Genomic DNA, 26,441 nt, shown 5'->3' with positions numbered 1-26,441 from the left:
TTTATATTTTTTATTTATTTGAATTGAAATTGAATTTTGCTATTGCCATTGAAATTGTTTTCCTTTACAAATCAAATTTAATGAATAATGAATAAACAAGAACGTGTAACCTTTGTTATAAATACGTTAAAAGAGTTATATCCGACGATTCCTATTCCTTTAGACCATAAGGATCCTTATACGTTATTGATTGCAGTTTTACTTTCGGCACAATGTACGGATGTTCGCGTGAACCAAATTACACCGTTACTTTTTGCTAAGGCTGATAATCCTTATGATATGATAAAAATGTCTGTTGAGGAAATTAAGGAAATCATTCGTCCTTGCGGCTTATCGCCAATGAAGTCGAAAGGGATTCATGGTTTATCCCATATTTTAATCGATAAACACGAAGGAAAAGTACCTCAAAGTTTTGAATTTCTAGAGGAATTACCCGCCGTAGGACATAAGACTGCAAGTGTTGTAATGTCGCAAGCCTTTGGAGTTCCCGCTTTTCCAGTTGACACACACATTCATAGGTTGATGTACCGATGGAATTTGACAAACGGAAAAAATGTTGTTCAGACAGAGAAAGATGCTAAAAGAATTTTTCCTGAGGAGTTTTGGAATGATTTACATCTTCAGATTATATGGTACGGAAGGCAATATTCGCCGGCTCGTGGCTGGGATTTAGAGAAGGATATTATCACTAAAACAATTGGAAGAAAAACGGTTATTGATTCCTATCATAAAAAGTAAAACCTCATTAAACAAAAAATCCCATTATTTTTTTTAAAAAAATAATGGGATTTTTTAATAATTTAAAACCAAATTAAATTTACATAAGACCAACCATAATTGGAGTTAAGCTATTTTAATTAGATATGATTTCAAAACTTTTATTGTCTATTTTTATTATGCTCAACGCTTTGGAATAGCTTAATAAGAAAGAAATTGTTTCTTTACTTGGTTTCCTGTTTTTTGAAACTGATGCTTTTTTTGAGTAAGTTTTTGCCATAGAGTAATATATATTTTTCTTTATATTACAACGTAGCAAGTTTAAACATATTGTTAATTGGTTAAAACAATTTGGTGTTTGTCAATCACTTTTCTCAAATTCATTAAAGCATAACGCATTCTGCCTAAAGCGGTATTGATACTAACTCCAGTCGATTCCGAAATTTCCTTAAAGCTCATATCTTGATACATTCGCATCACCAATACCTCTTTTTGATCAGCCGGAAGTCCTTCGATTAGCTTTTTTAAATCCATTTCGACTTGTTCCGAAATTATTTTATTTTCTATAGTCTGAGCCCCATCAGACATTATAGAGAAAATAGAGAACTCTTCTGTTTCCCTGAACATGGGCATTTTTTTTGTTTTCCTGTAATGATCTACAACCAGATTATGAGATATACGCATAACCCAAGGTAAGAATTTACCTTCTTCATTATATGAATTTGATTTCAAAGTTTTAATTACTTTGATAAAAGTATCTTGAAAAATATCGTTGGTAATGTCTTTATCCGGAATTTTCGAATAAATAAAACCATAAATTTTTGATTCGTGCCTTTTTATTAGTTTAGCTAAGGCATCCTCGTTACCTGCGACATAATCCTTTACCAATGACGCATCAGGGAGTTGTATATTAACCATAATAATACTTTTTAGTTTTAAAATAAATAAGAGATATCTCTAAAAAGTAGTTTTCTATTATAGGCTAGTGTTTATTTAGGTTTGTTAAGTTTTCAAATTTAACTAATTATTGTTTTAACATGCAAGTAAAATTAATAAAAATTAACATAAGTAGCTCCAAATTTGTTAAAATTTTTCTTCTTTTTTTACATTCCTATAAAAAACAGTAAACTGATGAATAACATTAGGAACCTTTTTTCTCAAAATGAATTCTGAAACTAAGAAAACAAAATACCACTTGCCCAATAATGAACTTTGAAAAACCTTATTTTTAGCCCTCAATATCCACATAAACAACTGACATTCTTTAACATATAAAACTACGGAATCGATAAATAATAACCGTTGAAGGAATAACAACTGCAATCTTTTTTAATCATTATTTGTGACTTGTTCAACCCTTTTAGTCAGTTGAAAATTGATTACTTTTGTAAAAATTATCATTTTTATGCAAGTTGACCTTTCGAAATTAGATCCCAAGAAAAATATCATTATAAAAGGCGCACAAGTACATAACTTAAAAAATGTAGATGTTGCGATTCCTCGAAATAAACTAGTGGTTATCACAGGACTTTCGGGTTCTGGAAAATCAAGTTTGGCTTTCGACACTTTATATGCCGAAGGTCAACGTCGTTATGTAGAAAGTTTGTCGTCCTATGCACGACAATTTCTTGGAAGATTGGATAAACCAAAAGTGGAATATATAAAGGGTATAGCTCCCGCAATTGCGATTGAACAAAAGGTAAACACAACCAATGCGCGCTCTACTGTAGGAACATCCACAGAAATTTACGATTATATAAAATTACTTTTTGCCAGAATTGGAAGAACTTATTCTCCTGTTTCCGATCGTGAAGTCAAAAAAAATACGGTTACTGATGTGGTTACTGATGTAAAAAGCTTTGAACTTGACAGCAAGTGGTTGCTTCTTGCTCCTATTCATTTAGAAGAAGGGCGAAAACTGGAAGGCAAATTAAAAGTGCTTCTACAACAAGGTTTTGCAAGGATTCTGATGAATAATGAAATGGTTCGGCTAGACGAAATAGACCAACATTCTTTAGACAATAAAGACATAACGCTCATTATTGATAGGATTGTGGTCAAAGACGAAGAAGAATTCTACAATAGATTGGCTGATGCGATACAAACTGCTTTCTTTGAAGGAAAAGGAATTTGCCATTTACAGGAATTAAACTCCGATAAAAAGTTTTCGTATTCCAATAATTTCGAATTGGATGGAATCACATTTTTGGAACCCAACGTTCATTTATTTAGTTTTAACAATCCATACGGAGCGTGTCCCGTTTGTGAAGGCTATGGAAATATTATAGGAATTGATGCCGAATTAGTGGTACCAAATACAACTTTATCCATTTTTGAAAATGCTATTTTTCCTTGGCGTGGTGAAAGTATGAGTTGGTTTCGAGACGAATTGGTAAATAATGCTTACAAATTTGATTTCCCAATACATAAACCTTTTTATCAATTATCTGAGGATCAAAAGGAATTGATTTGGAATGGAAACAACTATTTTCAAGGTCTAAATGATTTCTTCAAAGAACTGGAAGAAAAGAATTATAAAATCCAAAATAGAGTTATGCTTTCGCGTTACAGAGGAAAAACTAAATGTCATTCCTGCAAAGGAAAACGCTTGAGAATTGAAGCTTCGTATGTGAAAATTAACTCAAAAACAGTTTCTGATTTAGTTGATTTACCTATTAAACATTTGGTTACTTTTTTCGAAAATATTGATTTAGATGTGTATGAAAAACAAATAGCGAAACGATTGTTAATAGAAATCAATAATCGCTTGTCTTTTTTAACCGAAGTAGGACTGGACTACCTGACATTAAACAGAAATTCAGCAACGCTTTCCGGAGGAGAATCGCAGCGCATCAACTTAGCGACGTCATTAGGAAGCAGTTTAGTCGGTTCCATGTATATCCTGGATGAACCCAGCATTGGTTTACACCCAAAAGACACAGAACGCTTGATAAAAGTATTGTTATCGTTAAGAGATTTAGGAAACACGGTTATTGTGGTAGAACATGATGAAGATATCATGAAAGCCGCGGATATGATTATTGATATTGGTCCCGAAGCGGGAACTTTTGGAGGTAATCTGGTGGCCCAAGGCACGTATGATGAAATATTAAAATCGACATCACTTACAGCGAAATATTTGAATGGAGACTTAGAAATTACCGTTCCCAAAAAACGCAGGCTTTTCAAGAATTTTATTGAAATAAAAGGAGCTCGAGAAAACAATCTTCAAAATATAGATGTAATCTTTCCATTGGATGTATTAACCGTTATTACTGGAGTTTCAGGAAGCGGAAAAAGCACATTGGTAAAGAAAATTCTTTTTCCCGCGATGCAAAAAAAGCTGGAGAATGTTGGCGAAAAAGCAGGTCAATTTACTGAAATGACCGGTTCCTTTTCGCAAATCAAGCATATTGAATATGTAGATCAAAACCCAATAGGAAGAAGTTCCCGTTCTAATCCTGTGACCTATATTAAAGCGTATGATGACATTCGGGAATTGTATGCCAAAGAAAAACTATCAAAAATAAGAGGGTATCAAGCCAAACATTTTTCTTTTAATGTTGATGGTGGAAGATGTGAAACCTGCAAAGGAGAAGGTTCCATAAATGTAGAAATGGTTTTCATGGCGGATGTACAATTACCATGTGAAACCTGTAACGGGAAACGATTTAAGAAAGAAGTTTTGGAAGTAGCCTTTGAGGGTAAAAATATTCACGATATTCTCACCATGACTATAGATGATGCAATTGCTTTTTTTATAGCCAATAAACAAACTAAAATCACTCAAAAATTACAACCTTTACAGGATGTGGGATTGGGTTATGTGCAATTGGGACAATCATCTTCTACACTTTCCGGTGGAGAAGCACAGCGTATAAAACTCGCCTCATTCTTAGTAAAAGGCGCTACAAAAGACAAAGCTTTATTTGTTTTTGACGAGCCTACAACCGGATTGCATTTTCATGACATCAAGAAGTTATTGGCTTCTTTTGATGCATTGATAGACAAAGGTCATTCAATACTAGTAATTGAACACAACCTTGATCTTATCAAATGTGCCGACTGGATTATTGATTTAGGCCCAGAAGGTGGAGAAAATGGCGGTAAATTATTGGCAGCAGGAACACCTGAACAAATTGTAAAAATAAAAGATTCAGTTACTGGAAAATACCTAAAAGAAAAATTATAAAAATGCTATTCTAAATAGCATTTTTCTTCAAATGTATTTCCATCTTCATCGATTGCTATCACTATATTTTTCTCTTTAGAAGAAACATAAGTTAAATAAATCCAAGCTACTGACCATAGACCTAATGTTACGCAAAAAAGAAAAAAATTAAAAGTATGATCTACTTCTTTCCTGCCTTTTGATAAAACTGCAAAAGGCAATGTATCGTTCCTTTCGATAATTATAAATCCATTATGGATTTTATTAGCTATGATACTAGTAAATTTTTGTAGGCTTTCTTCGTTTATGTATGTATTGCTTTTCATAATTATTGGGGAAATTATTTTAGCTATTTATTATTGTCTTTTATAAAGATAACAACTGCAAAAATAAGAATAGTCTCTTACTTGTACAATACCCACTTTTAGTGATTTTTGATCCATCTAAAAACAATTAAACGACTATAATTTTTACTATTAAAGTTCTATACAAATATATTTTTTTAGATACTTTAAAAGTTACACAATAATCATTTAAAGTTATAATATTCACATATAAAATCCCTTAATCATTTATATAGTAAAAACTTATGTCATTATCTTCTTAAGAGAAAAAACGCTAAACATAGATGAAATTTTGTTAGAAAGATTATTTTTAGAAATTAAGATTAGTCATTCTTTTGAACTGAAAAAAATTTATAAATTAATTCTTCAATTTTTTCAAAACTATATCTAAAGCTTCATTAATTTCAATAGAAATAACAAATTTGTAGTTGATATAAACATATAAAAGAGTAACCAAAATTGATTTTAAACCAATGCTTATTATGGGATGAAAAGGAAATTCCCAAAAATAAAATAACAAGAACAATACAAAAGTAATTGCAAGAGAATACAATGTCTGTTTTGTAAATGGGTACAAATGCATACGCTTGACCACAAAAAGCAGTTTAGCCAAACTATATAGAGTAATTGACAATAAAGTAGCAACTGCAGTTCCTGTTATAGCGTATCTAGGTATAAAAAACATGTTTAATCCTACTGTCAAAAAAACAAGTAATAAACCTAAAAACAAAACCATTCGATAATATTTTGAATTGAAAATGATAGCATTGTTATTTCCTAAAATCAAATCAAAATATTTAGAAATCCCAATCAAAAATACCACAAGAATTCCTCCACAGTATTCTTTTGGAACCATTACATATAACTGATTGATATTAACAAAAATGCATAGCATTACAAAACCTCCAACTACTTGTAGATTAATGGAAGTTTTTTTATACAAATCATTTAATTCATCATGTTTATTCTCATGCATCAATTTAGCTGTTATGGGATATGTAATCTGATGCATTGCACGACTTGGAACAGCAATAACAGAAGCAATATAAGTCGCAACTGAATAATAGGCTATATTCTCAATTTTAATATATTGATTAAGCATAATCTTATCAATATCCAACAACATAACCGCAACACTCCCTGATAAAATAATGAAAAAGGTATACACTAAAACATCTTTCACATTTTGAGGAATAGAGAACTGGAAAACAGGTTTTTTTATATGGAAAGCATAAAACATAGTTATAATAAAAGCCAGAAAATAAATAATCGCAGTAACATAAATAAATTCAACAACAGTAATCCATTTGTAATAAACTCCAATCAAGGCAAATAAAGAAAATAATCTGAGCCCTACCTCTTTAACAAAATTTCCAAAAACCGAATGCATGTGAACTCTTGCCCAAGCATAAAAAATTTCGAAATAAGCCATACTTAGCCCTATAAATGGAATAAGCCACAAATAATCCTTAACTACAGGATTTTCTTTACTCAAGTACAATGAAATAGGTTCAAAAAAGAATAAGCCAATCGATACCAAAGGAATGCACAATAAGAAAGGGATTAGCACTGTAAATGATAGAAACTGAGAGCGTTCTTCTTCTGTTTTATACTGGGTATAGAACTTCACCAAAGTATTTTGCATCCCAAAAGCCAACAATGGCATAATAATATTTGCCCAAGAAAGTATATAGTTTGTTAAAGCATAAAATACAGTTCCTAAAAAAAAGGGATACAAATAAAGGGTATTTATTGCACCAATTCCAAAACCCAAATAGGTAATTATCGTATTCTTTAAAGATTGATTTAATACTATTCCCATTGTAGGAGTTTAATTTTTAAGGTTAAAAGTTGTTGGAAATTTAGCTTTTATTTGATCAGTTCAACCAATTCTTTGGTAAGATTTTTTCTTGAATAACGTTGTAATCCTATGCCGTTTACTTGTAATTTACCCTCCAAAAACTGATTATAAAAGTTCAAAATTACACTTTTAAGTTTCATTTTCTCCGAATAATCAAAAAATACACCTGTATTGGTTTCTTTTATGATTTCGGCAAAATCAGAACCGTTGGGACCAATTGCAATAATAGGCCTGTTAGAAACCATATATTCAAATAATTTCCCAGGGATAATGCTTTTAGTATCCTCAGAATCAATTTCTATAAGCAACAAAACCTGTGATTTTCTTTGGTGTGCAATCGCTTCTGCATGCGAAACATAACCCAAATTATTCAAATAGGAATTTAGCCCGAATTGAGTAATCGTTTCCAAAACTTCCTGACTCACAGCTCCAATTAGTTTTATTTCCAAATGCGATTTAAAATCTGGAATCTCATGAATCAATTCAACCAAACTCTCCCATAAAATCAGAGGATTTCTCTCGGAAAGAAAAGAACCAATATGCGCCAAACTGAATTTCGTATCCAAGGTTTGTTTTTCAACTTCTTCCGTGTCATAACCATTGGTTATTACCGCAATTGGTTTGTTTGTAATCGCTTGAAATTCCGTTTTAGTAGTCTTACTGGTTACTATAATTGTATCGGCTGTATTCAAAACCTGATGCTCTAATGTTTTGTGTTTTTTGGCAGCAAAACTAGACAATCGCAATGATTTATGATAGCCAATAGTGGTCCACGGATCCCGAAAATCGGCAAACCATTTCAAATTTAATTTTTGTTTTAATTCTAATCCAATAAGATGCAGACTGTGTGGCGGTCCCGAAGTAACAATCGCATCAATATTATTTTCAACAATGTATTTCTCCAAATAAGCAACCGATGGTTTTACCCAAAAAACACGTGCATCCGGAATAAAAAGATTCCCGCGAATCCAAAGAAAGGTTTTATCAAGAAAAGATTGCTTTTTCTTATTTGGAATAATTCCTGAACTGATTTTTTTTGTTTTGTTTTTCGAAAGAAATGAAGCCAGTTGATACGGTTCAAAAATTTTATGTTTCAGAATAATCGCTTTATCTGAAACTTCTTTAACCAAATTTTCATCAACAATAGGATAGGTTGGATTTTCCGGAATATAAACAATAGGCTGAATACCGAAATCAGGCAAGTACTTAACAAACTTAAGCCAACGCTGTACACCTGGACCTCCAGCCGGTGGCCAATAATAGGTAATTATTAAAATTTTCTTGGGTTCTGGTTTCAATTTAATTTTTTTATGTTAGTAGAGACGCACTGCAGTGCGTCTCTACAGTGCGTCTCTACCTAATTACACGAATTTTTTCCTTTCGAAATAAATCCCACCAACTAAAAGCAACAACATTCCTATTGAACTTATCAACGTTATCGTGCTTCCGGTTTTTATAACTTGAGGCTCAAATTTAAATTCAATGGTGTGTTTTCCTGTTGGAATATCTAAAGCTCTTAAAACATAATCAACTCTAATGTGAGACACACTTTTTCCATCAATATAGGCATTCCAACCTTTTCCATAATACATTTCGGAGAAAACAGCTAAACCTTCATTTGAATTATTAGACACATATTTCAAATAATTAGGTTTGTAATTTTCTAAAATTATAGTCGCTGAACTGTCTTTGGCAAAAGCCTTATTTTTAATTTCAAAATCTTTACTATTTACAACCGCCACATTTTTAGAATCCAAACTATCCAACGCTTTCATCTCTTCATCAGCAGAATTCACCAATTTTACCTGGCTCACAAACCATGCATTCCCATTTACAGCTGGATTTGATACTGGAAATTCTTTTCCTTCTTTGTCTTTTTGGATAACATACTTCACATTAAGCATATTAAGAACCTCAATATTATTTTTGGAAATCTGATAATCAATTAATTGCTGCATTCTTCTAGGTCTTACCGCGCTGTAACCACCAATAGATTTATGGAAATATGAAGCTCTTGCACCCATGATATCACCTACTTCAAAAACACGGTAATTAGCCGTGTCTTTTAGAATCTCAGTATCAGAAGGCGACTCTTGAAAAGGCACTTCAACTTGACTTCCGCTTACAAAATCTTTTCCGGAAACATATTTTTTATCCACAAAAAACAAATCGGAAACCATCAATAAACCTACAATTATAATGGCCGTATTATGAGCAAATCTATCTTTAATAAACAACCATAAAACTCCGGCTGTTAACACGATAAAAAAGCCTGAACGCAATAAATCAGCACTATATAAGCTCATTCGATCCAGCTTAAGGGCGTTTACAAACTCAGGACCGTAACTTTCTTGAAAATAAGCATCGTTTCCTCCTGAAAAGCTGAACATGCTTTTACTTAAAAATAAAATCAAAATAATTCCTAAACCTAATATTGTCGTTTCATACAATGCTTTCCATTGCAGTTTTTTGTCTAATTTGAAGAAAGACTGTAATCCCATAATAGCCAAAACTGGAAAACACAATTCCAAAACAACTTGGATGGAGGATACCGCTCTGAATTTATCGTACATTGGAACATAATCAATAAAAAAGTCCGTCAAAATAGGGAAATTTTTACCCCATGAGAGAACTAATGCAACTATTGAACCGGAGAGAAATACATATTTAATCTTTCTTTTATCAATAAACAAAGCCAAAATAGCCAAAAAGAATACTACAATTCCAATATATGCAGGAGCAGCCACAATAGGTTGATCTCCCCAATACGTTGGCATTCCCGAAACAAAATCAGTTGCCTGATCCTCTGGAACTCCCTGACCTATCATAAATTCGTACATATTACTGTCTTTGCCAACTGCCTCATTATTAGAACCACCAAAAAGTCGGGGTGCAATAAGATTAAAGCTTTCCATTACTCCATAACTGTACTCCGTGATATAGTCTTTCGACATTGAAGAAGTAGTCTCATTTTTTGAACCGTTTGGATTGAACGTAAGTTCGCTTTTACCACGAATACTAAAATCAGCATATTCAGAAGTTGCTAATAGATTCGTAGCATTGGCACCAATCGCTAAAATTCCTGCCCCTGCTAATATCCCAACCGAATACAACAGTGATTTATATTCCTTCTCTTTTACTTGCTGATAGATAAAATAAGCAGAAAGTATCAATAGGAAAATCAATAAGTAATAGGTCATTTGGAAGTGATTCGCATTGATTTCTAATGCTGTCGCAAAAAGCGTAATCAAACCTCCCAGAATATATTTCTTTTGAAAAACCAGAATAAATCCGGCAATAACCAACGGCATATAAGCAATGGCATGCGCTTTGGCATTATGGCCAACTCCAAGAATAATAATCAAATAGGTAGATAAACCAAAGGCTAAGGCACCAAAAAAAGCTTTCAAAGGATCGACTTTTAATACCAGCATCAAGCCATAAAACCCAAGAAAATATAAAAATAAATAATCCGCAGGGCGTGGTAAAAATCGCAGTGCATCGTCTATCGCTCCAATATAATCGTGCGGATATTTGGCTCCTAATTGATAGGTTGGCATTCCACCAAATGCTGAATTAGTCCAATACGGTTCAACATCATCCGTGACTCTAAAGTCATTTTGTTCTTTGGCCATTCCTGTATACTGCACGATATCAGATTGGAAAATTTGTTTTCCTTGCAAGACAGGATAAAAATATAGGAGAGAAATTACAACAAAACCAAATATGGCTAAAGCGTGTGGATAGAACTTATTAATTATTTTCAATGTAAAATGGTTTGGATTAGAGTAAAAACGGTGTTAAAAACGACAAATTTAATCTATTTCTTCGTAATCAACATAATCCCCCACTTTTTTGGTTTCGCGTGGATTTTTAGCATTTGCCGTATTGTATATTACTTCATCTTTACTTTGTGTTTTTTTCCAAGTATTATCTTGTGTATACTGTTGCTGCTTCTGCATATTTTCGCCTGCTTTTTCCACTACTTTTTTAACTAATAATGGCAAAAATAATTTTGCTAAAAATCTAAAAATATAATAGAAAGCGATCATGTAAAAAAGCGCTTTTATAAAACCAATGAAAGAAGCTGTTTGCATATAAGTTTAATTTTTTCCAAAATTAATAAATCAACCGTTCAAAATTAAAATATCTCTCTTAAATAAATAATAAAATATAGTACATTTGAAAAGCGTTATTACTTTTTAACTCAAAAAAAATAATATGTTCAAAATCAAAATCTTATTTATCGCCGCTATTTCAATGATTCCAAGTATTCATTATGGCCAACATACTGATCAAATAAATTCTAACAGACCAGGAGAAACCATGTCGGCTTATTCAGTTGGAAAATCAGTAATTCAAATAGAAACAGGTGTTTACGGAATAAAACAAAATCATAGTTTATTGAATTATGACGCCAATGGTTTTGGAATTGATGCCACATTACGTTGGGGATTATTCATGGAAAAACTGGAATTGATAGCCGATATACAATACCAAAATGAAAAATACACCACCTTATTTAACAGCACAAATCGAGCAGATTTTAAACAAACTGTTTTAGGAGCCAAATATTTGATTTATGATCCTTTCAAAAATTACGAAAAAAAGGTAAATATATACAGTTGGAAAGCCAATCGAGCATTTAGTTGGCGCCAATTAATTCCTGCTGTTTCAGTGTTTGCAGGAGCTAATTTTACTATGGCTGACAATCCCTATTCTTTTTCTTCAGAATCCAGCATATCACCAAAAATTATGTTGATTACTCAAAACCACTTAGGCGACGGAAAATGGGTTTTTGTAACCAATATCATAGCCGATTATGTAACAACTGATTATCCAAGTTATGGGTATGTGTTGACTCTAACAAGAGGATTTAATGACAAATGGTCTGGTTTTGTAGAAAATCAAGGATTTAAAAGCGATTTTTACAGCGATGCCATTGTTCGTGGTGGCGCAGCATATTTATTGAATAAAGACATGCAAATTGATGCATCAATAAGTACAAGTCTTAAAGATACTCCTTCTGCACTTTATGGCGGTATTGGTTTTTCTTGGCGTTATGATGCCAATTACCAAGAAGTCAGAATAAACATTGACAATAAGGATTCTGACAAAAAAGCATTGAGAAGAGCAAAAAAGACAAAAAAAGGATAATTTATAGAATCTCAAAAAACATAATGATTACAATAAAAGAAGCTACAACAAAAAGTGAATTAATGGATTATATCAAATTCCCTTTTTCCCTATACAAAAACAATAAATATTGGGTTCCGCCAATCATTGCTGATGAACTGGAAACCTTTGACAAAACAAAAAACCCAGCTTTTGAAAATGCCGAAGCCTATTTTTATATTGCCTACAAAAACAATGAAATTGTAGGTAGAATTGCGGCAATCATCAATTGGAGCGAGGTAAATGATCAACAAAAAAAGAAAGTCCGTTTTGGTTGGTTTGATGTGATTGATGATATTGAAGTAACGAAAGCACTTTTGGAGAAAGTGTATGAATTAGGTCGAAAAAATAATTTAGAACACGTTGAAGGTCCAATGGGATTTTCAAATTTAGATAAAGTTGGCGTCTTAACGGAAGGTTTTGACGAAATCGGAACCATGATTACGTGGTACAATCATCCGTATTATACCACTCATTTTGAGCAATTGGGCTATCGCGTAGAAAAAGAATACTTAGAAAGTAAATTTCCTTTCGAAAACGTAAAACCAGAGTTTTTTGAAAAGGCGAATGAATTGGTAAAAAGAAGATACCAACTAAGTCCGCTTAATTTTAAAACTACCAAAGAAGTGATGCCACACGTAGATAAAATGTTTGATTTGTTCAACGAATCCTATGCTTCTTTATCGTCTTTTGTAGCTATTTCAGACGTTCAAAAAGAATATTTCAAGAAAAAATACATCAGTTTTATCAATCCTGAATTCATCAAATTTGTGGAAGATAAAGACCATAATATTGTTGCTTTTAGTATTGTAATGCCTTCCTTTTCTGAAGCGTTGCAAAAATCAAAAGGAAAATTATTCCCATTTGGATTCCTTCATTTGCTAAAAGCAAAAAACCAAAGTAAGGATATGATTTTCTATTTGATAGGCGTTCATCCTGACTACCAGAACAAAGCGGTTACAGCGATAATTTTCAATGAATATTATCATACTTTCAAAGAAAAAGGAGTTATCAACTGTTTCAGAACTCCTGAATTAGCGGACAACCTTGCCATTCATAACTTATGGAAACATTTCAATCCTGTTGTTCACAAACGAAGATGTACTTTCCTAAAGAATTTGTAGCAATTTAGATTGTACTATTTAAAACAAAAAATCCATCAAAACTGATGGATTTTTTGTTTTAAATAATCTTGCTTTATCGCGCAAATTACATTTTGCAATCTACTTTTGACAAAACGACATTTCCTTCAAATTTTAGCTGTTTTGTATCTTTAAACATCACTTTTCCTTTGTTGTCATCTACAACATCTCCATAACCTTCAACATACGTATTTCCCTTTTTCAAAAAGGCAACTTGACGGATTGACGAAACTCCTTCGGACATAAAAGTATATTCTGCAAAAAGCGTATCTCCTTTTATTTCCCCAACTAAAGTCCCTTCATTTTTATCTTTTTCAAAAAAGTTATAACTCAATTTTCCTGAAGCTATTTGATTTCCTTTTATATTCAAAGACATAGAAACAGTATCTTTTTTAATAATCGCACTATAGCATTCTTCTGAAACAGGTTCTTCTACAACTATTTCTTCTGATGTAACTGGTGCTTCTTCTATTTCTTTTTCTTTTTTACAAGAGACAAAAACACTCATAAAAACGACACTCAATAAAATTACTTTTTTCATAAACTTTAAATTTTAAGTTGCATAAATATACCATTTATTAGCTAAATTTATTTAAAAAAAAATCCATCAACAAAAGCTGATGGATTTTTTATAAACTTAAAATTGTAATAATTTTAGAAACTAAGCGTCTAAATCAACTGTAGTTTTAGCTGCAATTTCTTTGTAAGTTCCGTTTACTAATTTCTCACGAATAGCTTCAAAAGCCGTTAGTGTTTCGTCAATATCATCCAATGTATGAGGAGCAGTAGGAATAACACGCAATAAAATCATTCCTTTTGGAATGACTGGATAAATTACTATTGACAAGAAAATACCATAATTCTCTCTTAAGTCATTTACCATTACCATCGCTTCTGGTACACTTCCTTCCAAATAAACTGGTGTAACGCAAGTATTAGTATCACCAATATTAAATCCTTTGCTTCTCAAACCATTTTGCAAAGCATTTACATTCTCCCAAAGTTTGTCTTTCAATCCTGGGTTATCACGCAACAATTGCAAACGTTTCAAAGAACCAACTGTTTGAATCATCGGTAATGCTTTAGCAAACATTTGCGAACGTAAGTTGTATTTCAGGTAATCGATAATGTCTTTATCAGCCGCTACAAAAGCGCCAATATTAGCCATCGATTTTGCAAAAGTAGAAAAATAAACATCAATTCCATCTTGGCAACCTTGCTCCTCACCTGCTCCGGCGCCTGTTTTACCAAGAGTACCAAAACCATGAGCATCATCAACCAAAAGACGGAAATTGTATTTCTTTTTCATTTCTACAATCTCTTTCAACTTTCCTTGTTGTCCACGCATTCCAAAAACACCTTCAGTAATAAAAAGGATTCCTCCACCTGTTTCCGTAGCTATTTTGGTAGCACGTTGCAGGTTTTTCTCCATACTTTCGATATCGTTATGTTTGTAAGTAAAACGTTTTCCACTATGCAAACGAACTCCGTCAATAATACAAGCGTGCCCATCAACATCATATACAATCACATCATTTCTAGTCACCAAAGCATCAATTATAGAAACCATTCCTTGGTAACCAAAATTCAATAAATAAGCCGATTCTTTCATTACAAAAGCAGCTAATTCATTCTCTAATTGTTCGTGATATTTAGTATGACCACTCATCATACGAGCACCCATTGGAGCAGCTGCACCAAATTCTAACGCTGCATCCGCATCTGCTTTACGCACTTCCGGATGATTGGCAAGACCTAAATAGTCATTCAAACTCCAATTCAAAACCTCTTTTCCTTGAAATTTCATTCTTGGACCTAAATCTCCTTCTAATTTTGGAAATACAAAATATCCTTCTGCTTGTGAAGCCCATTTACCTAACGGTCCTTTATTGTTTTGAATTCTTTCGAATAAATCTTTTACCATAATATATTGAAGTAATAATTTTAATTTTAAGAAGTTGCAAAAATAATTATTTAAATTTTATAATGGTATTGAAAGTAAATTTATTTTTCAGGAGCTATTTAGCTACGCTGAATCTTCGATGTCCTGCTCTCCACTGTATCTTTTGTGCCGTCAAGAAAGATTGCTTCGTCCCTCGCAATGACGGTACAAAAGGATGTCATTTCGATCGGAGCTAAAATAGATTCCAAATTATAAACTTTGTATATTTGGTGCGCATTTTTAATATCAATATAACAATATATTTTTTAAATTTTAAATATTATGCCATTTCATTACAATTACAAATTCGTTCTTACCCTTGTTTTCACACTATTGCTCAACAAAAATTTAATTGCTCAACATACCATTAATACCCGTACTTTTTATAAGCATGAAAAATATTTAGCTTCCGATGAATTACAAGGTCGCTTTCCGGGAACAAAAGGCAATAATGATGCGGCAACATATATAGCAAAGTATTTTAAAAAATATGGACTGCAAAAATTTGGCAACAGTTATATGCAATCTTTTAAATTATTTGTAAAACCGGAAACAAACCATGCAAAATCAGATAGTGTAACCACTCAAAATGTGGTCGGATATATAGAAGGATCGGATGAAACTTTAAAAAATGAATTCATTGTAATTGGTGCGCATTATGACCATTTGGGATGGGGAGGAAAAGGAACGGGAAGCAAAAAGAAAGACACTATCGCTGTTCACAATGGCGCTGACGACAATGCTTCGGGAGTTTCGGCTTTGCTGTCTATTTTAAAAGAAGTATCAAAAACGAATAACCGCCCTCTCAGAAGTATCATTTTTATAGGATTCAGCGGAGAAGAAGGAGGATTACTGGGTTCAAAATATTTTATTAACCATCCACCGGTTGCCAATAATGCTATCAAATTGATGATTAACATGGATATGGTAGGCCGATTGAACAAAGAAAAACATTTATCCATGGGAGGTGCTGGAACCTTTCCTGACGGAGTAACATTAATGAAAAAATTAGGTGAAGGCAGCGGGCTCAATCCTATTGTCATTGCTGGCGACGTAGGAGGATCTGATCATGTTTCTTTTTACAAAAAAAACATTTCAGTTCTTGGGTTTCACACCGGAGGACATCCTCAATACCATACCCCGGAAGATGATGCACATTTAATCAACCAAGAAGGTGCTGTTTTAGTTTCCAAGTACATTTATAATGCATTAGTAACGATAGCCAACTACGACCAACCTTTGTATTTTATTAAACAGGATTAAAAAAGATAGCCTAGTCTGCAAAATAAAACTGTACAAACTAATTTGATTTAGCGTCAACAACAGTGAGTCTAAATATAGGCACGATAAACTGACTTAGGAACAATTTAGGCAAAAATTTGTATATTTGAAAAGCATTGCATAGACTAATACCAATTAAAACAATACTATATGTCTCAAGATACAAAAGAATTAAAACTGGCCGTTCTCATTGATGCTGACAACGTTCCTTACAGCAATGTAAAAGGAATGATGGAAGAAATCGCTAAGTTTGGAACACCAACCACCAAACGTATTTATGCTGATTGGACTAAACCCAATGCTAACGGCTGGAAATCAGTTTTACTGGAACACGCTATTACTCCTATTCAACAATACAGTTATACCGTAGGCAAAAACTCTTCAGATTCTGCTATGATAATCGATGCCATGGATTTATTATATTCAGACAAAGTGGATGGATTTTGCATCGTATCAAGTGACAGCGATTTTACACGTTTGGCCATCAGACTGAGAGAATCAGGAATGAAAGTCATTGGAATTGGAGAGAAAAAAACGCCCAACTCTTTTATAGTTGCCTGCGATCGTTTTATCTATATCGAAGTATTAGACGGAGCCATAAAGAAAAAACAACCGAAACGTTCCTCAGATACTAAAAAACCAATTGGAAAACCCGTTGAAAAAACTGTTGAAAAATCACTAAGCAAAATAGATTTACATACCATAGAACTTATCGAAACTACAATAGAAGATATTTGTGATGATGATGGCTGGGCATTTCTTGGCGATGTAGGAAACCTAATTGTAAAGAGAAAACCTGAATTCGACCCAAGAAACTATGGTTTTGCCAAATTAACTCCAATGTTAAAATCCCTAACCGATATACTTGAAATTGACGAAAGAGATTCTGATAAAAAAGGCATCAAACACGTTTATGTTAGATTACGTTTTAGTTAAACTAATTTTTTTATCGCACGATATAAAGTATCATTTTTAATCGGTTTAGATAAATAATGATTCATCCCAATTTCTGCCACACGTAATTTAGTACTTTCCATCACGTCAGCGGTTACTGCAATAATGGGGACAGAAGCATTAGCTGCTCCTGCTTCCCCATTTCTGATAGCTATTGTTGCTTCATATCCATCCATCACCGGCATTTGAAGATCCATTAGTACAATATCAAAATGGTTAGTTTTAAAAGCATCCAAGCATTCCTGACCGTTATTTGCATAAACTACGGTTGTGTTCAGCCATTTTTTAGTGATCATTTTAACAACCATCTGATTAATCGGGTTGTCTTCTACAACTAAAACTGATTTGCCTTCTAAATCGTAAACTGTAGGCTTGTCCAAAACTTCTGCCTTTTCTTGTTGCGGTACTATATCAAAATCAAGAGTAATTATACAGGTAGTGCCTTCATTGACTTTACTGTCCAATTCAATGCTACCGTTTTGCATATCCACTAAAGTCTTTACGATATAAAGCCCTAATCCAAGTCCTCCAAACTTTCTCTTATTATCAATGCTATTTTGAGAAAAGGAATCAAAAATACTATTTATTTTTTCTTGAGGAATTCCTACGCCAGAGTCTGAAACTGTCAATTTCAAACTTGCTCGATTATTTTCCTTAATCTTACAGTCTACATCAAATTTCACAAAACCTTTAGATGTAAATTTAATGGCATTATTTAATACATTATTCACAACTTGAACCAACCTGGTCACATCACCAATCACAAGATTAGGAATCGCATCTGATTTTAAAAATTGAAATTCTAGTCCTTGGTCTTTAGCTCTATTGACGGCATTGTTTTTTAAATTCTCTAGAATTTCATCGGGGTTAAACTGCACAGACTCGAGTCTTAATTCTTTTTTCTCAATTTTAGAGAAATCTAAAATATCATTAACAGAACTCAATAAACTATGTGAAGAGTGCTTTATAATTTGACAATTTTTTCTAATTTTATCATCCGTAACCTCAACAGATATAGAATCAATCATATTCATAATTGCATTCAAAGGCGTTCTTAATTCATGGCTGATATTCGATAAAAAATAAGATTTCAAATCATTCATTTCCTCAGATCGAACTAAAGCAAGTCGATTCAGTTCATTTTTTTCGTTTTTAAGATTCCTGATCAAATTTGCCATAGAAAGCGAAAGGAATATAATTTCTAAACCAGTACCTAATTTCGAACTGTTTTGTGTTAAAAAAGAATTAGGAACCTGACCAAAATTATTAAGAATAAAAATACCAAAACCTAGAATCAAAAAGAGGATACCTGCAGTAAAAAAGGAATCAACGGCCAATTTTTTATAATATAGATAAAAAACAGAACTAATAATCAAGATCAGAATCAGTAAACCAAGTACATTGGCTAATGGATAAGATATCGCCAAGGCTGCAGGGATAAAAAGAATACACAATATCAAAACAAAAGCTAAAAAATAAACTACGTTAAAAAGAAAGTAAATCGTTTTATTGTGTTTTTTTATATTCAAAAAAACTTCACTGTATTTTCCCAATAAAAAGCCAGCCATCATCGCAAAAAACAATACAGCATGATTTGAAAACCAACCGCCTCCAGGTGTAATCAACTCATAAAAATAACCATCTAAAGAAAATTGCATTAAACCAATAAAAACAACATATAAACTATAGTATAGAAATGTTTTTGTGCGTAAAGCAAAAAAGAAAAAGAAGTAAATAATAGAGACAGTTGTCAGAATACCATAGAAAATACCAAACACCAATTGCTCATTAGAAATAGTCTTAATAAAGTTTTCTGATGAATGAAGCATTACTGGCATTTTTATAACTTCTCCATCACTTTTGAGATGTAAAAATAATTTCAAGCTAGATCTTGGAGTAATTTCAATTTTAAAAATGGTTTTACGGTTATCAAAGCTACGTTTAGAATAATCCATATTATCTCCACTGACTTTTTTAGTTATTTCTCCTGAAACTCCATCCACAATAAACAACTCGACTAAATCAGTTATGGGACGCGCCGTTTCTAAATAATAGTTCAATACTAAATCTGTCGGGTTTTTAAGTTCTGTTTTTGCCCAAAAATTACTTTGAGTAAAACCTAAGTCATCATTTTCGGTTTCAAGCTTTTTAGGATTTAATGTGTTATAATTATTAATTACATATTTAATATCTAAATTTCTTTGACCTACATCCGTAATTGTAGTATACTTATGAAGGGAAATATCTTTAGTAAGCATATCACCTCTAAAAACATATTGTGAATATGTGTTTGAAAAAAACAACATAAATAGTACTAATCTTAAAGCAATGTAAAATTGTTTATGCATTTTTTGACCCATTATCTAATAAATTATGACCTACCTAAACGATATACGTAAAAAAATAACCTTTTAGTTTTTACGTATATCATTTTTTTCATTCTCAATCTTTCGTTTTGTGAAATAAAACAATTCATTACAAATAATAACATCAAAAGAAGAAAATATTTAATATTCTTACTAATTTAGTCATTGAAATAACTTTTATCATAAGACAAAAATTTTTCTTTTTAGGAATTACCGCATTTATAATCACTCTAATTGTTTATTTGTATTTTAAAACTGGTCTGTTTTTGATGGGATTTATATTTGTCCTAATTATTAATTGGTTTTGCAAATAGTATTCAAACCAAACATGCTATTTTAAGAAATTTTCCGGTTTTGGGTTATTTTAGATATTTATTTGAAATGATAGCTCCTGAAATTCAGCAATATTTTATAGAACGTTCCACTGATGGAAAGCCTTTCTCAAGAAATCAACACTCTCTTGTATATCAAAGAGCCAAAAAATTGATTCTACAACTCCTTTTGGAACGCATTTAAATCTAAATCAATCAAGCTACGAGGGCATTAAACATTCTATTTTCCCTACAGTTGTTAACGAAGTACTACCGCGAGTTTTAGTTGGCGAACGAGACTGCACACAACCCTATCACGCTTCATTATTAAACATATCTGTGATGAGTCCTTCGAGCGGTAGCCCATGGGGCTGATATGTGTAACAGCGCACGTGGATTTATGTTTTCATTAGGTTGTATTCAAGCGTTGCGTTGTAATAATAATCAATGTCCTACTGGGATGATGCTACACAAAATAAAATGCTGATGAGAGGATTGGTTGTGACTGACAAATCGGAGCGAGTATATCATTTTCATAAAAAATACTTTACACGTAGCTAACGAACTTCTTGCTGCTGCAGGTAAAAAAAGTTTTGCCGATGCTGATATTAGCATTTTCATGCGTGGTGATGAATTTGCCCATTTATCTGATTTGTATTTCCCAGATAATTTAAAAAGTGTCCGAAAACATTAAAACAAAAAAGGAGGGCGTTTATAGCCCTCCAGTTGTCTGTTCTGATTTACCATTATCAACTCATACAATTATATTAGTATAGCTGACTATTGAATTATCATATCTTATTGCAAGACTGACATACTCAAGTAATTAATCAAAACCACACTCAAAGATACAATTTACTTTCACTAAAGAAACTAAAAATCAAATGTTTAACGAATCATTAACGCACTAATTCATAGTATAGGAATTGCATTCAAATAGTGATTTTATGCTTATAAAATTCGTCCTTCTAATTGCTATGGAAAAATCATTAAAATTCCTTTTAAAATTAAAATCCTTGGAATTGAACCATAAAAAAAGGAGGCCTTTTTAAAGGGCCTCCTATGTGATTCTGAATTACCGATATAACTGTTACCGTTACTGGTATAGTCGATTGTGAGTTATTAATCTCATTATAAGATTAATATTCTCAGGTATTCAATCAGAATCACATATCAAAGATATTATTTTTAATCAAATAACACAGCTAATAACCAACACTTTAACCAATAATTAACGTGTCAATTTACAGCATTAAAATTGCTTTAGAAAAAAAGCAAACAGGAAATTATTACTGCTCTTGTATATAGCCACAAAAAAGGAGGCCTTTTTAAAGGGCCTCCGAATGTAGATTTTGATTTACCATTTATCAAACATACCTTTCAGTATGAAATGACTATTTGAATTAGCTTTTCTTTGCAGATAGTTTTACTCAAGTGATTAATCAAAACCACACTCAAAGATACAATTTACTTTTACAAAACAAACTGCAAATCAGACCTTTAACTAATTATTAACGCGTTAATTAATAATATTGAAATACTGTCAAATATTAATTTTAGCCTTATAAAATTCGTCTCTCTAAATCTTATAGAAAAGTTTCTGAAATCCCTTTCAAAAAATAAAATCATTAGAATTGAACCATAAAAAAAGGAGGCCTTTTAAAGGGCCTCCGAATGTAGATTTTGATTTACCATTTATCAAACATACCGTTCAGTATGAAATGACAATTTGAATACTCTTCTCCTTGCAGATGGTTTTTACTCAAGTGATTAATCAAAACCACACTCAAAGATACAACTTATGTTAGTTAAATTTTTAAAAAACAGCACTTTAACCCTAAATTAACATGTTGATTTTTAATTAATTACATTTAAATGCATTCTTTGAATTCCAAACAATATAGAGATCGCTATAATTAACAGGCAGTTCGGACTACTATTGCCATCATCCCGACGAGATATCTAAAAAAATGTATCTTTGGAGTGTAAAATTAAAACCAATAATATGCAACTTGTTTTCGCTTCCAATAACAAAAATAAAATACTTGAGATACAAAGTATACTTCCAGACACGATTGAAATTCTAAGCTTAGAAAGTATTGGTTGTTATGAAGATATTCCTGAAACCGCTGAAACAATTGAAGGCAATGCAATTCTAAAAGCCAATTATGTTACCCAAAAATACGGTTACAACTGCTTTGCTGATGATACTGGACTGGAAGTGGATTCCCTGAATGGCGAACCTGGTGTTTACTCCGCAAGGTATGCAGGAGAGCAACGCAATTCTGATGACAATATGAATAAATTATTAGAGTGCTTATCCAATAAAAGCAATAGAAAAGCACAATTCAAAACAGTGATTGCATTGAATTTAAATGGGAAACAGGATCTTTTTACAGGAATTGCCCGAGGCGAAATTACTTTAGAAAAATCAGGAAATCAAGGATTTGGCTACGACCCTATTTTCAAACCTGAAGAATACCAAGAAACTTTTGCCCAATTATCATTGGACATAAAAAATAAAATCAGCCACAGAGGAAAAGCCACACAACAACTAATTGATTTTTTGAAATTGAATAAATAAATGCTCTGAAATACAACATTTTTATAACAAAAAAACATACTTAAAGTCGTAATCTCACACTGAAATCCTAAATCAAAATCCATAATTCGCAAATAAAAAACATAACTTTCTGATTATCAAATTATAATAAATCATTAAATCTTGGAATAGCATTAGTTTATATGAATTATTAACAGTAATTTTGCACCCTATTTTAAAAATACATATGAATAAATTTGAACAATTAGGATTGAGTGAATCGTTACTGAAGGCGATTTTAGATCTAGGATTTGAAAATCCGACCGAAGTACAGGAGAAAGCGATTCCCCTATTATTGGAAAAAGACACAGATATGGTTGCGTTGGCTCAGACAGGGACAGGGAAAACGGCAGCTTTTGGTTTTCCAGTTATTCAGAAAATTGATGCCAACAACAGAAACACACAAGCATTAATTTTATCTCCAACACGCGAACTTTGTTTGCAGATTACCAACGAAATTAAAAACTACTCTAAATACGAAAAAGGTATTAATGTGGTAGCAGTTTACGGTGGAGCTAGCATTACAGAACAAGCGAGAGACATAAAGAGAGGCGCACAAATTATTGTGGCAACTCCAGGAAGAATGCAAGACATGATTAATAGAGGTTTGGTAAACATTTCTCAAATTAACTATTGTATTCTTGACGAAGCTGACGAAATGTTGAACATGGGTTTCTACGAAGATATCGTAAACATCCTTTCTACTACGCCAGACGAAAAAAACACATGGTTATTCTCTGCAACAATGCCTGCTGAAGTAGCACGTATTGGAAAACAATTCATGACTGATCCAATTGAAATTACAGTTGGAGCTAAAAACTCAGGTTCTGCTACAGTTTCTCACGAATTTTACCTTGTAAATGCACGTGACCGTTACGAAGCTCTGAAACGTTTAGCGGATGCTAATCCAGACATTTTCTCAGTAGTTTTTTGTCGTACCAAAAGAGATACGCAAGCTGTTGCTGAAAAATTAGTTGAAGACGGATACAGCGCTGCTGCATTGCACGGAGATTTATCTCAAGCGCAACGTGATGGTGTAATGAAATCTTTTAGAGGAAGACAAATCCAAATGCTTGTAGCTACTGATGTTGCTGCTCGTGGAATTGACGTTGACAGCATTACTCACGTAGTGAATTATCAATTACCTGACGAAATTGAAACTTATAACCACCGTTCAGGTCGTACTGGTCGTGCTGGTAAATTAGGAACTTCAATTGTAATCGTTACTAAAAGTGAATTGCGTAAGATTTCTTCAATCGAAAGAATCATCAAACAAAAATTTGAAGAAAAAACAATCCCTTCTGGAATTGAAATCTGCGAAATCCAATTGTTACACTTAGCTAATAAAATTAAAGATGTAGAAGTTGATCACGAAATTGACAACTATCTTCCTGCAATAAACAGCGTACTTGAAGATTTATCGAAAGAGGAATTAATCAAGAAAATGGTATCGGTTGAATTTAATCGTTTTATCAATTATTACAAGAAAACTAGAGATATTTCTAATCAAGCTTCAGGTTCTGAAAGACGTGATCGTGATGATAGAGATGGTGCTCCAAGAGAAAATAACAATGGTGGTGCAACAAGATATTTCGTAAACATAGGTTCTAGAGATAATTTTGATTGGATGTCATTGAAAGATTACTTGAAAGAAACATTAGACTTAGGTCGTGATGACGTTTTCAAAGTAGATGTAAAAGAAGGTTTCTCTTTCTTTAACACTGATCCGGAACATACTGATAAAGTAATGGAAGTATTGAACAACGTACAATTAGAAGGACGTAGAATCAATGTTGAAATTTCTAAAAATGATGGTGGCGGAAGACGTGACCATAATGGAAGAAGTTCTGGTGGAAGTTTTGGCGGAGGTCGCTCAGGTGGCGAAAGAAGTTCAGCTCCAAGAAGAGAAGGCAGCTTTGCTCCAAGAAGAGAAGGTTCAGGCGGTGGATTCAGAAGCGATAGAAGTTCAGCTCCAAGAGAAGGTGGATTTGGCGGAAGAAGCGATTCTAGAAGCGCAGCTCCAAGAAGAGAAGGTGGTTTTTCATCTGACAGACCTAGAACTGAAGGTTCATCTGATAGAGCACCTAGACGTTCTGAAAGCTTTGGTGATACACCAAGACCAAGAAGACCAAGAAAAGATTAACATTCATTGTTAATTTTCTTATAATTATATACTGGAACTACAAAATATTTAATCCTGTTTTATTACTTTTAAAGTCTTAAATCAGTTTATGAAATATTTTGTAGTTTTCTTTTTTTTAGTACTATCCGCAACTGCTTTTGCGCAAGTTAAAGAACCCTCCCAAAAAGTTAATGGTATCATCATCAGCAATACTACTAGACAAGTCTTATCTAGTGTAAACATCATTAATATCAATAAAGTGAGAGGTGCAACTACTGATTCAGGAGGATATTTTGAAATAGATGTACAACTGAACGACACGCTTCACATTACTAGTTTAGGATTTCAATCACTTCGCGTTCGAGTGACCAATGACTGGATAAAAAATAAAAGCACCAAAATACAACTTACTGAAAAAGCCATTGCTCTTGAAGAAGTGGTAATAAGACCTTTTAATTTAACCGGATATCTTGAAGTCGATACCAAAATTATCCCTGTAAAAGAAAACTATCGTTATAGTATTTCCGGCTTAACGCAAGGATATGAAGCAGGGGAATATTCTCCAAATGCTTTTGGAAGAGTGCTGGGTTCGATATTCAATCCAGCGGATATGCTCTATAATTTCTTTGGTAACAATCCAAAAGAGCTCAAGAAACTGAAAGAAATGAAGAAAGATGATACGGTACGAAATCTTTTGGAATCTAAATTTGACAGAGAAACTATAGCTGTTCTTTTAGGTGTTGACAAAAATGAAATAGCCGAAATTCTGCAACGTTGTAACTACTCCGAATCGTTTATAAAAACAGCTAATGATTTACAAATCATGGATGCTATTAGCGGCTGTTATGAGGAATATAAAGTCCTGAAGAAAAAATAAACCTAACATTCCATTACTCAAACTGTTAATTTTTTGAAATAAAAAATAATTAAATCCTTAATTACGAAAGTAGTTGGGGATTATTATTTTAAAGCACTTAAATTTGAGATTCAATACTATAAAAGTAAAATCTATGTCTAATATACCTTTCCAAACTATTAATTGGGATTCAATAGAAAAAACCGAACATATCGGAACAACAGGAATAGCGCATTGGCAAACGATACAATTAGGCGGACTTAGAATTCGCAAAGTAACGTATTCCAAAGATTATATGGCAGATCACTGGTGTCAAAAAGGACATATTGTCCATTGTCTTGAAGGAAATTTTATTAGTGAATTACAATCTGGAGAGCAAGTCCAACTTTCTAAAGGAATGACCTATGTGGTTTCAGATGATGTAAGTTCCCATCGCTCTATAACTGCTAATGGAGTTGAATTATTAATTATAGATGGGGATTTTTTGAAATAATATTTAAAACAAATCAAAATATTATATACATTTACTCAAACCATAAAATAAAAACACAATCTAAACACCTATATCATGGCAAAAAGTCAAGACGCTAAGAAAAC

Annotated in this window: 19 protein-coding genes and 1 pseudogene; 11 read left to right on the top strand and 9 right to left on the bottom strand. The window is 32.6% G+C overall.

Annotation, left to right across the window (positions count from 1 at the left end; all coding sequences use genetic code 11):
• Window positions 1-87 precede the first annotated feature (87 nt).
• Complete coding sequence (locus E0H99_RS09685) at window positions 88-738, top strand: endonuclease III domain-containing protein (RefSeq protein WP_131994487.1); 651 nt, start codon at window positions 88-90, stop codon at window positions 736-738.
• A 312-nt stretch (window positions 739-1,050) separates the two neighbouring features.
• Here the strand turns inward: E0H99_RS09685 and E0H99_RS09680 are convergent, their stop codons facing one another.
• The gene (locus E0H99_RS09680; RefSeq protein WP_131916883.1) at window positions 1,051-1,635 is read right to left on the bottom strand and encodes an RNA polymerase sigma factor; all 585 of its coding nucleotides are present in this window, start codon (window positions 1,633-1,635) and stop codon (window positions 1,051-1,053) included.
• A gap of 487 nt (window positions 1,636-2,122) precedes the next feature.
• Here E0H99_RS09680 and uvrA point away from each other — a divergent pair, with 487 nt between their 5' ends.
• On the top strand, window positions 2,123-4,909 hold the full coding sequence (gene uvrA / locus E0H99_RS09675; protein ID WP_131994484.1) for an excinuclease ABC subunit UvrA: 2,787 nt from the start codon (window positions 2,123-2,125) through the stop codon (window positions 4,907-4,909).
• A gap of 5 nt (window positions 4,910-4,914) precedes the next feature.
• On the opposite strand, the gene E0H99_RS09670 is transcribed toward uvrA, so the two are convergent.
• From E0H99_RS09670 to E0H99_RS09650, 5 genes are all read right to left on the bottom strand, one after another.
• Window positions 4,915-5,214: a hypothetical protein gene (locus E0H99_RS09670; protein ID WP_131994481.1), complete on the bottom strand. Its 300-nt coding sequence runs from the start codon at window positions 5,212-5,214 to the stop codon at window positions 4,915-4,917.
• A gap of 376 nt (window positions 5,215-5,590) precedes the next feature.
• Complete coding sequence (locus E0H99_RS09665; protein ID WP_131994478.1) at window positions 5,591-7,054, bottom strand: lipopolysaccharide biosynthesis protein; 1,464 nt, start codon at window positions 7,052-7,054, stop codon at window positions 5,591-5,593.
• 47 nt (window positions 7,055-7,101) lie between these two features.
• Window positions 7,102-8,391, bottom strand: a complete 1,290-nt coding sequence (locus E0H99_RS09660) for a glycosyltransferase family 4 protein (RefSeq protein ID WP_131994475.1) — start codon at window positions 8,389-8,391, stop codon at window positions 7,102-7,104.
• A gap of 63 nt (window positions 8,392-8,454) precedes the next feature.
• A complete protein-coding gene (locus E0H99_RS09655; protein WP_131994472.1) occupies window positions 8,455-10,860 on the bottom strand; it encodes a YfhO family protein in 2,406 nt (801 codons plus the stop codon).
• 48 nt (window positions 10,861-10,908) lie between these two features.
• Window positions 10,909-11,190: a DUF4834 family protein gene (locus tag E0H99_RS09650; protein ID WP_131994469.1), complete on the bottom strand. Its 282-nt coding sequence runs from the start codon at window positions 11,188-11,190 to the stop codon at window positions 10,909-10,911.
• Between the two features lie 124 nt (window positions 11,191-11,314).
• On the opposite strand from E0H99_RS09650, the gene E0H99_RS09645 reads away from it, so the two are divergent.
• Both E0H99_RS09645 and E0H99_RS09640 read left to right on the top strand, forming a co-directional pair.
• Window positions 11,315-12,250, top strand: coding sequence for a transporter (locus tag E0H99_RS09645; RefSeq protein WP_131994466.1), 936 nt, complete (start codon window positions 11,315-11,317; stop codon window positions 12,248-12,250).
• A 23-nt stretch (window positions 12,251-12,273) separates the two neighbouring features.
• The gene (locus E0H99_RS09640) at window positions 12,274-13,392 is read left to right on the top strand and encodes a GTP cyclohydrolase (protein ID WP_131994463.1); all 1,119 of its coding nucleotides are present in this window, start codon (window positions 12,274-12,276) and stop codon (window positions 13,390-13,392) included.
• An 85-nt stretch (window positions 13,393-13,477) separates the two neighbouring features.
• Here E0H99_RS09640 and E0H99_RS09635 read toward each other — a convergent pair whose 3' ends face one another.
• Together E0H99_RS09635 and E0H99_RS09630 are read right to left on the bottom strand one after the other, a co-directional pair.
• Entirely contained in the window at window positions 13,478-13,951 is a 474-nt protein-coding gene (locus E0H99_RS09635; RefSeq protein ID WP_131994460.1) for a hypothetical protein, read from the bottom strand.
• A gap of 120 nt (window positions 13,952-14,071) precedes the next feature.
• On the bottom strand, window positions 14,072-15,334 hold the full coding sequence (locus E0H99_RS09630) for an aminotransferase class I/II-fold pyridoxal phosphate-dependent enzyme (RefSeq protein WP_131916893.1): 1,263 nt from the start codon (window positions 15,332-15,334) through the stop codon (window positions 14,072-14,074).
• A gap of 300 nt (window positions 15,335-15,634) precedes the next feature.
• Here E0H99_RS09630 and E0H99_RS09625 point away from each other — a divergent pair, with 300 nt between their 5' ends.
• Window positions 15,635-16,615 (top strand): M20/M25/M40 family metallo-hydrolase, encoded by a 981-nt coding sequence (locus E0H99_RS09625; RefSeq protein ID WP_131994457.1) that lies wholly within the window; start codon window positions 15,635-15,637, stop codon window positions 16,613-16,615.
• Window positions 16,616-16,783: 168 nt separating this feature from the next.
• On the top strand, window positions 16,784-17,569 hold the full coding sequence (locus tag E0H99_RS09620) for an NYN domain-containing protein (RefSeq protein ID WP_131994454.1): 786 nt from the start codon (window positions 16,784-16,786) through the stop codon (window positions 17,567-17,569).
• Here the strand turns inward: E0H99_RS09620 and E0H99_RS09615 are convergent.
• Window positions 17,566-19,935: a hybrid sensor histidine kinase/response regulator gene (locus tag E0H99_RS09615; protein WP_240723471.1), complete on the bottom strand. Its 2,370-nt coding sequence runs from the start codon at window positions 19,933-19,935 to the stop codon at window positions 17,566-17,568. The genes E0H99_RS09620 and E0H99_RS09615 overlap by 4 nt on opposite strands.
• Before the next feature lie 200 nt (window positions 19,936-20,135).
• Between E0H99_RS09615 and E0H99_RS09610 the strand changes: the two are divergent.
• The 5 genes and pseudogenes from E0H99_RS09610 to E0H99_RS09590 all read left to right on the top strand — a co-directional run bounded on the left by E0H99_RS09610 (window position 20,136) and on the right by E0H99_RS09590 (window position 26,337).
• Window positions 20,136-20,958, top strand: a pseudogene (locus E0H99_RS09610) (glutamate synthase-related protein).
• Window positions 20,959-22,269: 1,311 nt separating this feature from the next.
• The gene (locus E0H99_RS09605) at window positions 22,270-22,848 is read left to right on the top strand and encodes a non-canonical purine NTP diphosphatase (protein WP_131994448.1); all 579 of its coding nucleotides are present in this window, start codon (window positions 22,270-22,272) and stop codon (window positions 22,846-22,848) included.
• Window positions 22,849-23,053: 205 nt separating this feature from the next.
• Window positions 23,054-25,009: a DEAD/DEAH box helicase gene (locus E0H99_RS09600; protein WP_131994445.1), complete on the top strand. Its 1,956-nt coding sequence runs from the start codon at window positions 23,054-23,056 to the stop codon at window positions 25,007-25,009.
• A gap of 88 nt (window positions 25,010-25,097) precedes the next feature.
• Window positions 25,098-25,865, top strand: a complete 768-nt coding sequence (locus E0H99_RS09595) for a carboxypeptidase-like regulatory domain-containing protein (RefSeq protein ID WP_131994442.1) — start codon at window positions 25,098-25,100, stop codon at window positions 25,863-25,865.
• A gap of 133 nt (window positions 25,866-25,998) precedes the next feature.
• Window positions 25,999-26,337: a DHCW motif cupin fold protein gene (locus E0H99_RS09590; RefSeq protein ID WP_131994439.1), complete on the top strand. Its 339-nt coding sequence runs from the start codon at window positions 25,999-26,001 to the stop codon at window positions 26,335-26,337.
• Window positions 26,338-26,441 lie beyond the last annotated feature (104 nt).

The organism is Flavobacterium sp. GT3P67, assembly GCF_004349155.1.
Taxonomy (GTDB): Bacteria; Bacteroidota; Bacteroidia; order Flavobacteriales; family Flavobacteriaceae; genus Flavobacterium; species Flavobacterium ranwuense.
Note: the sequence above shows the minus strand (reverse complement) of the source record. Positions and strands in the feature narration are given on the sequence as shown.

What these genes read in the sequence shown, in the direction of transcription:
- E0H99_RS09635 (WP_131994460.1), bottom strand. Translation starts at nt 13,951, where the DNA reads ATGAAAAAAGTAATTTTATTGAGTGTCGTTTTTATGAGTGTTTTTGTC.
- E0H99_RS09600 (WP_131994445.1), top strand. Translation starts at nt 23,054, where the DNA reads ATGAATAAATTTGAACAATTAGGATTGAGTGAATCGTTACTGAAGGCG.
- E0H99_RS09625 (WP_131994457.1), top strand. Translation starts at nt 15,635, where the DNA reads ATGCCATTTCATTACAATTACAAATTCGTTCTTACCCTTGTTTTCACA.
- E0H99_RS09680 (WP_131916883.1), bottom strand. Translation starts at nt 1,635, where the DNA reads ATGGTTAATATACAACTCCCTGATGCGTCATTGGTAAAGGATTATGTC.
- E0H99_RS09630 (WP_131916893.1), bottom strand. Translation starts at nt 15,334, where the DNA reads ATGGTAAAAGATTTATTCGAAAGAATTCAAAACAATAAAGGACCGTTA.
- E0H99_RS09615 (WP_240723471.1), bottom strand. Translation starts at nt 19,935, where the DNA reads ATGCATAAACAATTTTACATTGCTTTAAGATTAGTACTATTTATGTTG.
- E0H99_RS09640 (WP_131994463.1), top strand. Translation starts at nt 12,274, where the DNA reads ATGATTACAATAAAAGAAGCTACAACAAAAAGTGAATTAATGGATTAT.
- E0H99_RS09620 (WP_131994454.1), top strand. Translation starts at nt 16,784, where the DNA reads ATGTCTCAAGATACAAAAGAATTAAAACTGGCCGTTCTCATTGATGCT.
- E0H99_RS09605 (WP_131994448.1), top strand. Translation starts at nt 22,270, where the DNA reads ATGCAACTTGTTTTCGCTTCCAATAACAAAAATAAAATACTTGAGATA.
- E0H99_RS09665 (WP_131994478.1), bottom strand. Translation starts at nt 7,054, where the DNA reads ATGGGAATAGTATTAAATCAATCTTTAAAGAATACGATAATTACCTAT.
- E0H99_RS09685 (WP_131994487.1), top strand. Translation starts at nt 88, where the DNA reads ATGAATAAACAAGAACGTGTAACCTTTGTTATAAATACGTTAAAAGAG.
- E0H99_RS09650 (WP_131994469.1), bottom strand. Translation starts at nt 11,190, where the DNA reads ATGCAAACAGCTTCTTTCATTGGTTTTATAAAAGCGCTTTTTTACATG.
- E0H99_RS09590 (WP_131994439.1), top strand. Translation starts at nt 25,999, where the DNA reads ATGTCTAATATACCTTTCCAAACTATTAATTGGGATTCAATAGAAAAA.
- E0H99_RS09670 (WP_131994481.1), bottom strand. Translation starts at nt 5,214, where the DNA reads ATGAAAAGCAATACATACATAAACGAAGAAAGCCTACAAAAATTTACT.
- E0H99_RS09595 (WP_131994442.1), top strand. Translation starts at nt 25,098, where the DNA reads ATGAAATATTTTGTAGTTTTCTTTTTTTTAGTACTATCCGCAACTGCT.
- E0H99_RS09645 (WP_131994466.1), top strand. Translation starts at nt 11,315, where the DNA reads ATGTTCAAAATCAAAATCTTATTTATCGCCGCTATTTCAATGATTCCA.
- uvrA (WP_131994484.1), top strand. Translation starts at nt 2,123, where the DNA reads ATGCAAGTTGACCTTTCGAAATTAGATCCCAAGAAAAATATCATTATA.